The following is a 14,060-nucleotide window of genomic DNA, read 5'->3' on the forward strand; positions in this document are numbered from 1 at the left end:
CCGAAAAGCCGCGCAGCGATTGAGATCCAGCGACAAAAGGAGCGATGTTGACGCCTTCTTAAAGCTCACCTTTTGCAGACTCATACATTTCTTTTTGAAGCTTTTCCAATATCTCGTCAGTTAAACCGTACTTAATTGAAGCAGATTTAGAAATCGGATTTAAAATATCTTCAACTGAATTAAATAACTTAATAGCATCTTCGAGTTCATTTATCATTTTTTTTCGGCCAGCTTCGTTTATGAAATCTAAAGCACGATCAACAAAGTATGCATGCGCCAACCAGTTTCTTTTCTGCAACGCCAAAGAAAGAGTATTTTCAATATCGGCATTGAGCACACCTATTTCTTTTATTGCACCCAATAAGCGGCCCATAGTTTTCTTCGACAAAGCACCATCAAATCGGTCAAAATCTGCTTCCCATTTCGCACGACTTTCGAATTTAGGCACGTTCTCCTTAAAAAAATCAAAGAAAATAAGTAACTGAACTATTGATTGCTCAACACATTGCGCTCGATACATTGCGAGACCAAAGTATGCGTAGACTTCTTTGCAGTGTTCAGATGTATCCATTTTTTGCCTTGTTAAACCTTTATGCGATACCACACTGCCAACTCCTTTGCAGCTGCTAACTCACTATTCGCTGAAATGATATTTTGCATACCCTTTGGCAATTCAGTGGTTTGAGCTGATTGCACTGCCTGTTTAAGCAAGCCTAGATATGCCGCTCTGTGTTCTTCTTTGATTGTTTGGTATTCATTGCATATCTGTTGCAGTAAATCAAAGGAATTGGATCCATCAGATAAATTGAAAAGTAGCAGGTCATACGCGCCGGAAGTGAAGGTTTCATTGGACTGATACTCCGGCACGTTTCCCTTGGATATTTCTATAGATATGGCAATTAACTCTTTGGCCTTTTGTTCAGTACTCATGCTGCCCCTTGAAACTCTAACACCGTAAACACAGGCAAATGCATCGAGGTCCTATTGTGCTTAGCCTTGTTATGAATTTACCCACGAATAACTCTCCGGCCACTCTTCTTGATCGTAATAGATTGAAGTAAACTCGCGCCCCTTTGACTTTACAATACTATTGCACTTAAGGGCGCAACTTATAAAGTGCTTCGTCGGGTCAGCCCAGCTTGCGCCTTGTAACTTTTGACCAACCTGCCGATTTGTTGAGAACTCCACTTTTAGCTCTGCGATATCAATGTCACCAATTGATAATTTATTGCCCTCAAGGTCGCTAACCATCCAATTGTGGATGCCAGCAACAATTTTTAGTGGCTTAATTTCTTTATCATTGTGCTTACATTCTTGACGGAGGATGTCGATAGATAGGACCCCTGACCCAAGCTCCGCCAATGTTTTGTAGTCGAACATCAGCTCCCAGCCGCAAAAAATTTGGCCGAAATTTTGAGCTACATGTTTAAGTCGCTTGATGCTCATGATGATTCATAACTCCTTAATCAGCCGACACATTTTCGGTCTGCTGAATTAAATTGTTATGTTCTGGTTCAACTAAATCTGAAACCATCTGATCATAATTTCTTTGACGAAGCTGAAACGCTAACATCATTGAACTGAGTATCAAGAATACGAATCCTACAACTGCAGTTGTACCTTTACCGAAGATTAGCACGCCAAAAGAGAACAGAGTAAATGCACTGAAAGTGAAAATACTCAGACGCATGAAGAACTTATCTACAAACCTAAAAATTCGATTACTTGCTATTTTAGAGTAACGAAACTTTCCGCCACGATAAGAAACAAGGCCCGGAGTTTTTTTGAGCGAAAATATGATCTTTGAACAGTTATCGTGTTTAACCAGTTCAATTATATCGGCATAGTTCATCCGTAAACCATGAATCAATCGAAATAGCTCTGTAACCGAGTGTTTATTCGCTCGAGAAACGGCATCTTCAAATTTTTCCAACAGCTCAGCCTTAATTTTTCTCGTTTGGCTGAGATTGAAGAAAACTAATGCCATCGTTCCAAGTGCTGAAAAAGCACCCAGCAAAAATTTTGCAGTCAAATCAAAATCCATTTTTGCCTCGTAAGAAAATAGCGCCAAAAGTAGCGGCGCGCATTAGCGCGCCCAACTATTGTTTTGATAATGCAAGAATATATGGACATTATCACTTCGGTCTTGAGCTACGCCTGCCTTACCCCACTTATAAACTGAATAAGACCCTTGCTCTTTGCCGAGTTTTAACTGCAACCAATTAAGATGCATTTGCTTACGGTCTTGTGTACTTGAGTAAAAATCATCTGCTTCTATATAGTTTTTCGATAAGTCAGTGAGATGAATAAAAACGCTTACTAATTCGTTTCGCTCAAATCTTAGGTTTACTCTAGTTTCAACGTTATCGGCGGTCTCAGCGTATGAGGAAAACTTGCAAGGGACCTTATCCCGTATTATTTGAACGATCATTTCTTGACCTATTTCGAATGACTCTGGCAGATCTGTAATTTTTGTACTTGGCTTAATTTTAAAGCCGCCCACATTAACCGTTCCTGTCCATTTGTTGATTTTGATCATCTCTCGATACGCTGTTCTTATCTATAAAAAGTAGACTCTAGGTTATGCGAGTTTGCGCTCAAACTCAGCCGGGCTGACATAGCCAATCACTGAGTGCCTACAAACACGGTTATAAAATATAGCAAGGGACGTAAGCGCCAAACGCCGCAGTCACGGGCCTTGTCCGGCGAAGCCGGCTGCCGGTTTACCCCACGTCCGCTTAAGCTAAATGTTGGTGGGACAACTTTGCCATGCTACAGCTATTTCGGCAATATCAGTGTCTGGACCGAGTCGACAAGCGTACGCGACCAGACACCATCTTTATTGCCGTTGGTCAGATAGATGACGATGTAATGATCATCGAGATTCTCATCGAACAGGATGCGCACCCGCACCTTGGCCCCCCCGTCGTGGCCAACCTCGTGCCAACGACCCGACTCACCATAATCCCAGCCGGTTGCAAAAAAGCCGACATTACCGTTAGCAAACTTATAGGGCTGCCAAAGACGCAGTAGTTCCGCCCTGGAAACAAGACGTCCATGCGCGATGGCGGACATAAATTTGCCCACGTCATCCAGTGTCATGTAACCCCCTACGTGCGCGGCGCTGTAATCCGGCCACGCGATCGACATATCAGGCACAATCTGGCCCTCCTGCGCCCGATAGCTGTCAACAAGGCGAGCCTTGGGCACGTCAGCAAGATCGAACCACGTCTCCTGCAGGCCAAGCGGTTCAATGATCCGCTGGCGCAGCAGTGTGCGGTATGGCGTCCCCGTTACGGACTCCAGAACAGCTGCAATGACAAGGTTATTGGTATTGGTGTAGCGCGTTCGCTCACCCGGCGCAGATACAGGCAGATCTTTTAAGTTTGCAAAAACGGCTTCCAGGCTGGGTGGAAACGGGCGCGAGAAATCATTACCGTCGAAATATTCAGGTACGCCCGAGACATGGTTTAAAAACTGATCGATACGGATATTGCGCCAGGAATGCGGCAGACTCCCGACATAGCGTGAGGCTGGAGCAGAAATATCCAGCTTTCCTTCCTCCTGCAATTGCATAGTGAGGGTGATAGCGAACAGCTTGCTTACTGAGTAGACAGAGAAAACTGTCTTCGGCGTTACAGGTGTGCCGCCTTCTAATGCGGTCGTGCCGGTAGCATTGCGGTACAGAATATCGCTGTTGTGCAGCACCAGCACGGCCTGTGCGGGAATGCCATGTTCTTGTGCGTTAGCGCGCAGTTGAGCATCAACTGCGGCATGGGTATCGATAGCTGAAGTCTGGGCACAGGCGGCGCCCGCGAGAAATAAATATAGCGAGGCAAGCAAACTACTTTTTGTCATTTGATATCCAATTTGAAATGATTAAGGTCAGATAAAAGCCTTTTAATTTTTATCTGACCCCGTTTATTCGGACCCCGTTTATTCCGATGTGACAATACTTTATTCTCTCTGAGTTCTTTACTCATCTTCTTGGTAAGGTTCAGTGGAAATCTTTCCATTACTTGAGGTATAGGCCATTAAACTGTCGCTTTGCAATCGAACTACGCCAAAAACAATCGGAATCTTCGCGAAGTCTTGCCACTCGAGTGTTATGTTATTCTGCCATTGGAATGTCTGCATACTAACCAAACGAACCAAATGGAGTCCCTGCTCTCTGGCAGTATTTACAATGATCTTGACTAAATCTCGTCGAGTAAAAAGAGTATCATTGAACTGACCAGAATTGTTAACTATCGAAAATTCCTTGATGATATCAGGAGCGTTCACATTGATATCAGGTGATGTTGTCATCACGATTTCCCTGCATTTCATACCGTTTAGATGCCTAAGATCTCCGGTCGAACTAACTACAGTGTGGCAATACAATGCTCCATATCGCATGTTATCATTCTCTATAGACGGTTCCCCTAAGAGACCTATAGGGTGAGCATACAGACGATCCATAACTTGACTGAGCGTATAAGGAATTGAGGACTCCCAAAAATTTTCCAGAAGAGCCTGGCCTGGAGTACCATCAACTGCCGCACCGATTTCTTCCCACATCTCGCTATAGCTCATCTCTTCTCCACTGTCGTGGGTTATGACTCGCTGTACAACATCAGCTTCATTACCGGGGAACATCCTGGTTTTCAAATTATCAGGTAAAACTGTCGTGTTTTCTTTCTTTTGGATTGGCTGCTTTTGTTGAGCAAAATTATTGTTCACCATTTCCCTAACAGCCTTCGACTGCAGAGCTTGTGGGCTATTGTTAGCGTCCTCTTGCAGTTTTTTTTGTGCAATTGCTTCAGATCGATTGTTCACGAACTGAAAAGTAGACTCACCAAAGTTTTGCTTTTTAAAAGCTGCATTTGCAGCAGATTGGGTCTTACTTTTTTGAGTTATGTCAGCATGAGTATTCATTTTCGAAATTCTTGATCCATATTTGAAAGTCGAGTATGCGTGCGCACATAGACATAATGCCTCTGTAAACACTTCCACACGATGTGCTGGCTCTCGCGAAAATAAGTTAGTTTTGCATCCAGAGCCATACCGTCTTTGTTGAAAATAAAGTACTTTAGGCCAGCACGATTAACAATAGCATAACTTTTAAAACATTAGATACGCACAATGACTTCTTTGAAATGGCTTACATTCATAACAATCGTGAGACAAAACCGGTCAGAAACCACTAGCACCATTAGGGACAGATGAAAATTAAACATGATTTCTTCAGTTTTTTAATTTTCATCTGGACCCATTTATTCCCAATACACAACATACAAAAAAGGCGCTTTAAACAGCGCCTTTTTTATTGCTCTAAGTTAGCTTTGCTCTAACTCTGCCTGCTCAATAGGATAAGCATGATTTCCCATGTACTGCATTGCTTCAACAAACACTTCTTTCCAGTATTGTCCACACGAACATCTGTAATAAGCATCCACAAACCAACTCTCCCCACCTTTAACCAGAGTGAAAGTACAACCGAAGCGCTCTAAATACTCGATGCTGTGAGGATATCCTTTACGCCTTCTTAATGCCCTAACGCCCTCAAATCTACATTTACAATCAAACTTTAAGGGATCAATGCGGCCAAAATTGAAGTCCCAAAGCTCATGCCATTCCCATTCGCATGACAAGTAGCGCTCTAATTCAATCAGCTCCGAGCCGGTCGTGTGTTTGAATTCCTCAATATCTTTTTTATCCCGGGGGGTTAGTTCTCTCAAGACGATCCTCATTCACCGATAAAATCGCGACAACGGGCACTTACCAAATCACCCAAAACCACATTAATCCTCTGTGTTCACGACACATTGAAAGGCTTCCGCAGTGCCAAAGCGTCCCGTCAATGGTCTTGCTTGGTGCCCAATTCTTGATAGAGTTTCCGATAGAATTCGGCTACCTTTTTACTTTGTTCGGGGCTATGAGCAAACAATCCTTTGCCCCAATCATCATTTTCACCAGCTTCGACTATGATCGGGTCATGATCATTTTGCTCAAGTTTTGTGACTCTGGTTTCGACACCAACCGCTTCCCATGAAAGTTCATCATGCTGAGACGATTTGCCGTTAAAGCCTGCAGCTCGCAGAAGCAGCTCTTTTACTAGTTCCTTTCCTGATTTGATTAGATAATCTCTATTCAATTGACTCACCTTAAAGCATGCTCGTTTTCTCAGCTCGCATAGCGTAAACAGAAACTACTTTTTCTTGCGGATTAAATTCTATGTTGCAGCTAAGCAAGTGAAAATGCTGTGTACTACCGCTTCAACAACATGATTTTCTGGTAGTGCATCAGTATTCAGATATGGCATAAAATTATATGTGCCAGCTCAGACTTAATATTGCAGTTACCTGCTTTCATGCAACAGAGTTATGCTCTCGTTAAGGTATTTAAGCTGCATTCCGATGGCCATATGTCGCTCTCCTGCAATACCGGAGTTACCAGAATATTTCCGGGCATTTCCAGTACCTCAAATGCACCCAGAGTACCTTTTTTTACCGTATCGTTCATTGAGATTAAGGCTATGGTTTCTCGCTTGGTTGCAAGTATTTGAGTAACCGTTGTTCATCAATTGGCCCGGTAATTTTCTCTTTCAATGGTTGACCTGGATCCCAAAAGTTACTAAAAGTCAGGTAGATGTTTGTAGCCCCATAGTCCGCTTTCTTCCACAACTCAAAATAGCGTTGTTTTATCTCCGGCTCGATGTAATCCATAAAGGCTTCACGAATGCCGTCCATATCACGGCTCAGCCCCCTGAAGTTACCGGCGGCTGCTCTGACATAGGAGAAATCTCCCTGCTTTGCCTCTACCAAAGCTTCAATCATTCCTTGCCTCATCCGGATAAAGTTAGGCTTAACTTTCAAATGCCACAGATCCGCATCTTTCTTAATTTCGCTGTAATTTGTTGCTGTCGTCGGTTTTACCGGCAAAGCGTCGTACTGCGCCAGCGCTAACAAACCGGTATCAATGAATTCAATAAAATGTTCAGAAAACTGCTCTGTGTATTCAAGAGAAGAAAAAAGTCGGAGCAGCAATTTTTCTCTGAGTTCAAATGTCATTTTATGCGTCTGACCATCAGTCAGTTTAGGCTGCCCACTTTTTCAACAGAGCCTGCTGAATAGAGGGTGTTTGCCATACTTCATAAATATGCGCCAGATAATCCTCGTCTTTATCCATCTCTGGCTCAACAAGCTCAAAATCAGGGATATTAGCCCACCATGCCGGATAATCGATGGCAAAGTCACCTGTTGGTGATGTTAAAGCAAAATGAGTTTGTTGCTGCGGCACCTTGTGGTGGTAGCTAAGCTTCAGTTGCTGAGCAGAGAATGGCCAGGTTTTGGTATCGATCTGCAGATATAGCTGGCCATCCAAAGCATAAAGGGCAACTGTATGGCCATTAACTTGATGCAAATTCCCGGATACATTTTCTACCGTTGAAATCTGCATGTGGCTTCCGGATTGCGGCTCAAACTTAACTTTGATGCTTCGTTGAAAAGGCATTGAGAGAATCATTTATATGCGCCCGTTTGCCGTTTGAAGAGCGGGCGGAGTCAATTCCCGCCATAGTTGCTCTATATTGCCATCTAGCTACTCGCCGACAACCTCTTTACCTATTTTACAGTCCACATTTGGAAGATCTCTTTATCGTGTCTTTTTGCAACTACCCAGGCAAATAAATCTACCGACTCTGCGTCAGACCAAGGATCAAGATCGTCAGGCTGAGGTGGTTGGTATTCTGCGTTGTAGACCATTTGCCCTTGCTGTAATAATTTAAATTGGTTTTTATCACTACCCTGTATCAGTTCAACAGCCCATGATGGGTCAGCAAACAGAAATACTTTTTCATCAATAAACAGTACCGGACCTTGCGCAGAGGCAAAAACGCCGATGAACCTGTCGTCATGTTTGATATACGAGGCTTTCTTTCTTGGTAGTTGGTTTGGTGGTAATACCTGTATTTCAGAGACAGAACCAGTGCGGGTGTCTCTTTCCAAAAAAGAACCTTGTAAACGTTTATGTTTGATAATTTCTGTATTCATCTGTGTTCTTCTATGGTTGATGCTTAATCAAATATTCCGGCGGCTGTTTCTTCAACCAGTCAGCGAACCCCGCAAGTAGTTTGTCAACATCAGGGTTTGGTCTTGATGCTGATCGTATTATATCTGTATACGATTTATCTTTTACATTAACTAAGTAATCAACCGTCGGTCCCAAAGGATCACCATCGTACCTTGCGCGGTTGACTTCATAAATAAAGTCGCGCAAAGGTTCTGGAGTTGCATTCTTATACTTAACACCAAGTTGCCGGCGAGCCTCATTCGCCTCATTTGCCAGCTTCTCCAGCTCTTCCAAAGTGCTACCTGATTTTATTTCATCTGCATATTTACTCAATGCTGCAACTTCCTGCTCATATTCCTGCCTTAAAGGACTATTTTTAAAACCCTCACCGACAGACGTCAAGATACTCTTTTCAAGCTCTTCTCTCGTTGCAGCGGCTTCAGTTTGTTTAGAAGACGATTCATGGAGCACTGGTTCTTGTGCAGATTTTTCTGCGGCTACACCACCGCCTGGTTTGGCTGTTCTGGTTGGCGGTGCAGGGGCTGTGCCAGCGCCGCCGGTATCTGCTGCTAAGCCGCCCTCGCCTATGCCGTTGTCTTCCGGTGGCTGGCCCCAGCCTTCAGTAAGTTGCCATACACGCATTTCATCAGCGGCGAACATTTTTATCAGGGCGTCGCGTAGTTGGAAATTACTTAGTTTGGATAAATCAAACTGCCACGGTTTAGCGTGTTGATACATTTGCGCCCAAATTGCACGGTGGTTCCAATGCGGCTCTAAATCATGCAGAAAATAGCGGCCAAACTGCAGGTCTTTTACTTCTCTGAGGCTGTCTTCGCCCAAGTCAGCGTAAGCCAGTAAACAACTGCTGCACAGATAGGTTTTGCCCCATTTATCTTCCAGTATTACGCCGTCGTAGTGTCTGTCCAGCATCCTGCCACCTTGTTTATAAAAATGCTATTTTACTAAACAATAAATTTACAATGAGCGCATTTTTACAACCCAGCAGGGTATTGTCAAACGGAATATGGTACAGCGGCGAATAACGGCAATTGGTGACAACCAGCTTGGAAAAAGCGGCAATCAACTGATGCACTTCGAGGTCGGGTCTTGCTTATTGATAGTTTGATTTAAAAGTCAAAAAGCAAGACCTGACCCTGAGGCTTCCATCAAGTGAGCAAAAAGCAAGATCTGACCCTGAGGTTCTTTGTTAAGTAGACCACCCATAGAAAACAACAACACCGCCGATAATATTAATAATCAGCGAGATGCTCAAATTAAGTAGAAAATTTCTAACTTGCTTGTTGTTTCGCGCTTGCAGTTTCTGTGCCCCAGAAGTGTCACCGTTAGTCAGCTGGAACATTCTGTAACTGCCATATTTTTGAATAGACTCATACGCCTTATGCGAGATTACGCTGGACGCCTTATCAATCAAGTACACTATCAAAATCGACGCCAATGCCCACTTGGATATTATTAATGAGTCGCCAAGGGAAATCGGTGCCCCTAATGAAGTTGAAGACGCGAACAAAAACTCTAATGACATGTACGCAGCTATCCCAGCAATTAATGGCGAAGAGTAGCGCAGAAAATTTAAAGTAATCCCATGATGATTCTCAAGCCACGAAAACCAAGAATTAACTACATATGGTTGAGGTAATCCTTGAACCCACTCATCGACAATGGCTAGTAATTCTTTGCTTAGCACATGATTAACAAAATCAACTCTGCATATGATTGGCACGGCCTCCATTTCGATACTATCGATTTCACTCGGATCTTTAGAAAACACAGCACGCATAAACTCGAATGGCTTCATCTTGGGAGAAAGTTTAACCGTGACTGCATGCCGCTGAGGTACTTCATATCCTTCCACAGCCACAAGGAATTCCCATCGCAAGCGGACGTCGGTAGTCTCTTTTGGCCCCGTCCAGCGAAACGCCTCAAACTCTACCCACGTACCAAACTCTATAGTAGTCTTATCCTCGAAACTTACATCAACTGTCGCAACGAGGCCTTCTATTCTATGATTCGCAAGCTTATCTTTCATCCGTTCATGCAAATCACATATAGCATGAACGTTTACATGCACTCTCCGCGCAAATTGTTGCTGTGTTGAATCTGGCTTGCCTACGAGCAGATGAAAAATGGATCTAAGATCACTCTGGTTCAACGCAGCCACGACCTGCTTACCTTGAGACGCGCCAGGTTGCTTCGTATTATCGATTTCGTTCATATATTTCCTTTTACACTGTATCGATTAATATTCTGTTTTTGGGCTTACCTGTTTTCCAATTTCCGATAACTTAAACAATAACAGTTAATTTATTGAAAGACTTGGAAAAATCTAACGCGGTTATCACGCACTCTGGAAAAACATGCATGCATTATATTTCTGCGGCCCGCTTCAGTAAGCATTTAACTTATCGAAAGTATTTTGCATGCGCAATATATATATGTGCCGTGTAAACGGTATATATCGGCTGTTTTGCCGATGTTGATAAATATAACTGTGCAGTAATGCAGGTTGGCGTGCGGTATAGCAGGCAATAAAAAGCCGGGCGTTGTGGTTACACGCCCGGCTGTTAGTTTGCTTTAAAGCAGCTTAGAGGTAGCTAAAGAACTCGGCCGGGTCCGGCGTGTGGCGCTTGGCCGGTTCGCTGTTGGGCGTGCCCAAATACAGGAAGCCGACAATTTCATCGTCTTCGCCCAGTTCCAGCGCTTGTTTCACAAAATCCAGCTGGGCATAAGCGCCGGTGCGCCAAATGCCACCAAAACCCTGAGCGAAGGCAGCTTGTTGCATCGCCATAACGGCACAGGCGGCAGAATGTTGCTGTTCAATTAACGGCACCTTGGCATGCTCTACCGCTTTGGCGATGCAGATAATTACCATAGGTGCGCGTAGCGGAAGTTGCCGCGCCCGTTCTAACAGTTCAGTGGCAATAACCGGATCGTCTTCTACTGCTGCTTCGGCAAAAATATCCCCGAGGCGGCACAGAGCCTGGCGCCCTTCGGCAATAACAAAGCGCCATGGGCGTAAATTACCGTGATCCGGCACCTGCAGTGCGGCACGTTTAATATTATCCAGTGCCTCGCCGGACGGCGCCGGTTCGGTTAAACGCGCTGAAGAAAAACGCCCGGTAAGTAACGTCAATGCATCCATAAAAAACCCCGATGAAGTTAGCGGCGTGCCGCCTTGCAAATTAACAGTAAGCTTAACATCAGATTATGGCAAGGTAACGCCCGCACTTCGGGCTTGCAACCTGTTTGCTGTTTTTTAATGCGCTTTTACCCATAACGCCTGTTGGTACAGCGCCACATAGTGCTCTGCGGCCTTTGGCCAGCTGAAATTTTGTGCCATGCCGTTTTGCTGCACAGTGCGGTAACTGCGTGGCTTGCTGTACAACTCTTCAGCCTGTTTTAATGCTTGCAGCGTGGCGCTGATATCCGGCTCAGTGTAACCAATACCGCTAGCGCCGCGTACCGGCCAGGGCTTAACTGTATCTTTTAAACCACCGGTTAACCGCACCAGCGGCACTGTGCCATAGCGCAGGCTGTACAACTGGTTTAAACCACAAGGCTCAAACAAGGATGGCATCAGGAAAAAATCGCCGGCCGCCTCCAGTTGATGCGCCATAGCTTCACTAAAGCCGTGCACAAAACGAAACTGCGCCGGAAATTGCTGCTGTAACAGCGTCAGCGCTTTACAATAACGCGCCTCGCCGGTGCCCATTACCACTACCTGGGCCCCGGTGTGTGCCAGCCACAATGACAGTGCCGGTAGCAAATAATCGTAGCCCTTTTGCCCCGTTAAACGGCTTACCGCAACAAATAACGGTACTTTTTCTTCACTAAGCTGTAATTGTTGGCGTATTGCCGCTTTGCAGCGGGCTTTGCCGCTTAAATCACCGGCATCATAGTTGGCGCTAAGGTAGGGATCTTTGGCCGGATGCCAGATGGCATAATCGCAGCCATTTAAAATACCGGTAAAATCGGCGGCCCGCTGCTGATACAAACCCGATAGCCCTGCAGCTTCCGGCTCATGCATCAGCTCGTCGCGGTAACCGGCGCTTACAGTGTTCAGCTTATCGGCGTAGCTCAGCGCCGTGGCGAGAAAATTTAACTCGTCATGACGCTGCGGTTCAATATCCAGCTCCCGGCGCCAATGCGGCGCGCACTTTTCCTGATAAGCGCCGTTATGAATACTGAACACAAAAGGCACCTGTGCCAGGCTGCTGTTGGCGTAATGCTGCTTTAAATACCAGGCTGTCGCGGCACTTTGCCAGTCGTGGCCGTGGATCAGATCGAACTTTTGCTCTGTTTGCTGCGCCCACTCTAATGCCGCTTTGCAAAAAAAGGCAAACCGTAACGGGTTATCGCTGTAGCCATGCTCGCCGTCGTCGTACGGCCGGTCGCGGCGGAAAAAATCATCGTGCTCCACCAACGCTATATCCACGCCATCAAGGTTAAAGTGGCGTACAGCACAACCAAACTCGCGCCCGGCCAGATTAAAATACACCGATTGCCACTCCACGGTGCTGTGTTGATACAAAGCGCCATAACGCGGTAATGCCACTGTTACCTGATGCCCGGCAGCCAACAGGCTTTGCGCCAAACCACGGCACGCATCGGCCAGGCCGCCGGTTTTAATCAGGCCTTCATATTCACTGCATATAAACAAGATCCGCACTACTGCTCCGCCCTTTTCAATATCTGCGCTTACACTGCCGGCTTAGTCAAAACCAATCATCGCGCCTTTGGGGATCACGATAACGCCACTGGCCGACACATGAAAGCGCTGTTTATCCAGCACCGGGTCTTCACCGATAATAGTACCGGGCGCAATTTTTACATCTTTATCAATAATGGCGCGGCGAATACGGCAGCCGCGGCCAATATCGTTGTTGCCCATCAGCACGCATTTTTCAATATAGCTGTGGCTGTGCACATGCACGTTAAAGCCCAAAATGGACTGATACACAATAGAGCCGCTGACAATACAGCCGGATGCCACCATAGAGCTGATAGCCTGGCCGGTGCGGTTAGCCTCGTCGTGGACAAATTTAGCCGGCGGCACCGGTGGCGTATAACCGCGCAGCGGCCAGTATTTGTTGTATAAATCAAACGGCGGCGCAACTGAAATCAGGTCCATATTAGCTTCGTAATACGAATCTATGGTGCCGACATCACGCCAGTAACCGCTGCTGCTCTCGCTCTCACCACGAATGGTATTGGAGGAAAAATCATACACATACACTTCACCTGCCGGATACAGCCCCGGAATAATGTTATGGCCAAAATCGTGTTTCGAGTCGGGCTGTTTGGCATCTTCCTCTAATACCGACACCAGGGTTTTGGCTTCAAAAATGTAATTACCCATTGAGGCCAGTACAAAACCGGGCTTGCCGGGTATGGTTTTCGGGTTGGTTTTCGGCTTTTCTTCAAAACCAATCATTTTACCATCGGCATCAACTTCAATTACACCGAATTCATGCGCCTGCTCTACCGGCACCGGAATAGCGGCTACGGTAAGCACGGCTTGCTTGTGGCGATGAAAATCCAGCATCTGACGTACATCCATTTTGTAGATATGATCGCCGCCAAACACACAGACATGCTCCGGGTCCAGGCCATGAATTAAATGCAGGTTTTGATAGATGGCGTCAGCTGTACCTAAATACCAGTGTTTACCGGTTTGCATTTGCGCCGGGATCGGGTCAATAAAACGGTTGGTTAAACCGGTAACCCGCCAGGCACGGCTTAAATGCTTCATTAAAGAGTGGGATTTAAACTGAGTAATAACAAATATTTGCAGTAAATCTGAGTTTACAAAGTTATTTAACACGAAATCGATAATGCGGTAGTTACCGCCAAACGGTACTGCAGGTTTTGCTCTGACACCGGTTAACGGGGCTAAGCGCGTGCCCTCACCGCCTGCCAGTATCATGGTTAATACCCCGGACATAGAAACTCCCTGTTGTGCTTGCTGTGTGTGTTTTATAAGCAGTTTG

Annotated in this window: 17 protein-coding genes; all 17 read right to left on the reverse strand. The window is 45.4% G+C overall.

Annotated features, from left to right (window positions below):
* Positions 1–58: 58 nt before the first annotated feature.
* A complete protein-coding gene (locus Q8O77_RS01135) occupies positions 59–604 on the reverse strand; it encodes a hypothetical protein (RefSeq protein ID WP_305550868.1) in 546 nt (181 codons plus the stop codon).
* Complete coding sequence (locus Q8O77_RS01140; protein WP_305550870.1) at positions 583–930, reverse strand: hypothetical protein; 348 nt, start codon at positions 928–930, stop codon at positions 583–585. Before Q8O77_RS01140 ends, Q8O77_RS01135 begins: the two co-directional genes overlap by 22 nt.
* Positions 931–999: 69 nt before the next feature.
* Positions 1,000–1,446, reverse strand: a complete 447-nt coding sequence (locus tag Q8O77_RS01145; RefSeq protein WP_305550872.1) for a hypothetical protein — start codon at positions 1,444–1,446, stop codon at positions 1,000–1,002.
* A 16-nt stretch (positions 1,447–1,462) separates the two neighbouring features.
* On the reverse strand, positions 1,463–2,044 hold the full coding sequence (locus tag Q8O77_RS01150; protein WP_305550874.1) for a hypothetical protein: 582 nt from the start codon (positions 2,042–2,044) through the stop codon (positions 1,463–1,465).
* Positions 2,045–2,086: 42 nt separating this feature from the next.
* Positions 2,087–2,539 carry a hypothetical protein gene (locus Q8O77_RS01155; protein WP_305550876.1) on the reverse strand — a complete coding sequence of 151 codons (453 nt, stop codon included), beginning with the start codon at positions 2,537–2,539 and terminating at the stop codon, positions 2,087–2,089.
* A 239-nt stretch (positions 2,540–2,778) separates the two neighbouring features.
* Complete coding sequence (locus Q8O77_RS01160) at positions 2,779–3,858, reverse strand: serine hydrolase (RefSeq protein ID WP_305550878.1); 1,080 nt, start codon at positions 3,856–3,858, stop codon at positions 2,779–2,781.
* Positions 3,859–3,975: 117 nt separating this feature from the next.
* Positions 3,976–4,917: a hypothetical protein gene (locus tag Q8O77_RS01165; RefSeq protein WP_305550880.1), complete on the reverse strand. Its 942-nt coding sequence runs from the start codon at positions 4,915–4,917 to the stop codon at positions 3,976–3,978.
* Positions 4,918–5,318: 401 nt separating this feature from the next.
* On the reverse strand, positions 5,319–5,720 hold the full coding sequence (locus Q8O77_RS01170) for a hypothetical protein (RefSeq protein WP_305550882.1): 402 nt from the start codon (positions 5,718–5,720) through the stop codon (positions 5,319–5,321).
* A gap of 119 nt (positions 5,721–5,839) precedes the next feature.
* On the reverse strand, positions 5,840–6,136 hold the full coding sequence (locus tag Q8O77_RS01175) for a hypothetical protein (protein ID WP_305550883.1): 297 nt from the start codon (positions 6,134–6,136) through the stop codon (positions 5,840–5,842).
* Between the two features lie 379 nt (positions 6,137–6,515).
* Complete coding sequence (locus tag Q8O77_RS01180; RefSeq protein ID WP_305550885.1) at positions 6,516–7,052, reverse strand: hypothetical protein; 537 nt, start codon at positions 7,050–7,052, stop codon at positions 6,516–6,518.
* A 25-nt stretch (positions 7,053–7,077) separates the two neighbouring features.
* Positions 7,078–7,506: a hypothetical protein gene (locus Q8O77_RS01185; RefSeq protein ID WP_305550887.1), complete on the reverse strand. Its 429-nt coding sequence runs from the start codon at positions 7,504–7,506 to the stop codon at positions 7,078–7,080.
* A 98-nt stretch (positions 7,507–7,604) separates the two neighbouring features.
* Positions 7,605–8,033, reverse strand: coding sequence for a hypothetical protein (locus tag Q8O77_RS01190; protein WP_305550889.1), 429 nt, complete (start codon positions 8,031–8,033; stop codon positions 7,605–7,607).
* Between the two features lie 10 nt (positions 8,034–8,043).
* Positions 8,044–8,982 carry a hypothetical protein gene (locus tag Q8O77_RS01195; protein WP_305550891.1) on the reverse strand — a complete coding sequence of 313 codons (939 nt, stop codon included), beginning with the start codon at positions 8,980–8,982 and terminating at the stop codon, positions 8,044–8,046.
* Positions 8,983–9,259: 277 nt separating this feature from the next.
* Positions 9,260–10,285, reverse strand: a complete 1,026-nt coding sequence (locus tag Q8O77_RS01200) for a hypothetical protein (RefSeq protein WP_305550893.1) — start codon at positions 10,283–10,285, stop codon at positions 9,260–9,262.
* Positions 10,286–10,654: 369 nt separating this feature from the next.
* The gene (locus Q8O77_RS01205) at positions 10,655–11,212 is read right to left on the reverse strand and encodes an NAD(P)H nitroreductase (protein WP_305550895.1); all 558 of its coding nucleotides are present in this window, start codon (positions 11,210–11,212) and stop codon (positions 10,655–10,657) included.
* Between the two features lie 114 nt (positions 11,213–11,326).
* Entirely contained in the window at positions 11,327–12,739 is a 1,413-nt protein-coding gene (locus Q8O77_RS01210) for a glycogen synthase (RefSeq protein ID WP_305550897.1), read from the reverse strand.
* 42 nt (positions 12,740–12,781) lie between these two features.
* On the reverse strand, positions 12,782–14,014 hold the full coding sequence (gene glgC / locus Q8O77_RS01215; protein ID WP_305550898.1) for a glucose-1-phosphate adenylyltransferase: 1,233 nt from the start codon (positions 14,012–14,014) through the stop codon (positions 12,782–12,784).
* Between the last annotated feature and the right edge of the window lie 46 nt (positions 14,015–14,060).

Source organism: Rheinheimera sp. (assembly GCF_030690345.1).
GTDB lineage: Bacteria > Pseudomonadota > Gammaproteobacteria > Enterobacterales > Alteromonadaceae > Alishewanella.

What these genes read in the sequence shown, in the direction of transcription:
- Q8O77_RS01140 (WP_305550870.1), bottom strand. Translation starts at nt 930, where the DNA reads ATGAGTACTGAACAAAAGGCCAAAGAGTTAATTGCCATATCTATAGAA.
- Q8O77_RS01145 (WP_305550872.1), bottom strand. Translation starts at nt 1,446, where the DNA reads ATGAGCATCAAGCGACTTAAACATGTAGCTCAAAATTTCGGCCAAATT.
- Q8O77_RS01150 (WP_305550874.1), bottom strand. Translation starts at nt 2,044, where the DNA reads ATGGATTTTGATTTGACTGCAAAATTTTTGCTGGGTGCTTTTTCAGCA.
- Q8O77_RS01155 (WP_305550876.1), bottom strand. Translation starts at nt 2,539, where the DNA reads ATGATCAAAATCAACAAATGGACAGGAACGGTTAATGTGGGCGGCTTT.
- Q8O77_RS01160 (WP_305550878.1), bottom strand. Translation starts at nt 3,858, where the DNA reads ATGACAAAAAGTAGTTTGCTTGCCTCGCTATATTTATTTCTCGCGGGC.
- Q8O77_RS01165 (WP_305550880.1), bottom strand. Translation starts at nt 4,917, where the DNA reads ATGAATACTCATGCTGACATAACTCAAAAAAGTAAGACCCAATCTGCT.
- Q8O77_RS01180 (WP_305550885.1), bottom strand. Translation starts at nt 7,052, where the DNA reads ATGACATTTGAACTCAGAGAAAAATTGCTGCTCCGACTTTTTTCTTCT.
- Q8O77_RS01185 (WP_305550887.1), bottom strand. Translation starts at nt 7,506, where the DNA reads ATGATTCTCTCAATGCCTTTTCAACGAAGCATCAAAGTTAAGTTTGAG.
- Q8O77_RS01190 (WP_305550889.1), bottom strand. Translation starts at nt 8,033, where the DNA reads ATGAATACAGAAATTATCAAACATAAACGTTTACAAGGTTCTTTTTTG.
- Q8O77_RS01195 (WP_305550891.1), bottom strand. Translation starts at nt 8,982, where the DNA reads ATGCTGGACAGACACTACGACGGCGTAATACTGGAAGATAAATGGGGC.
- Q8O77_RS01200 (WP_305550893.1), bottom strand. Translation starts at nt 10,285, where the DNA reads ATGAACGAAATCGATAATACGAAGCAACCTGGCGCGTCTCAAGGTAAG.
- Q8O77_RS01205 (WP_305550895.1), bottom strand. Translation starts at nt 11,212, where the DNA reads ATGGATGCATTGACGTTACTTACCGGGCGTTTTTCTTCAGCGCGTTTA.
- glgC (WP_305550898.1), bottom strand. Translation starts at nt 14,014, where the DNA reads ATGTCCGGGGTATTAACCATGATACTGGCAGGCGGTGAGGGCACGCGC.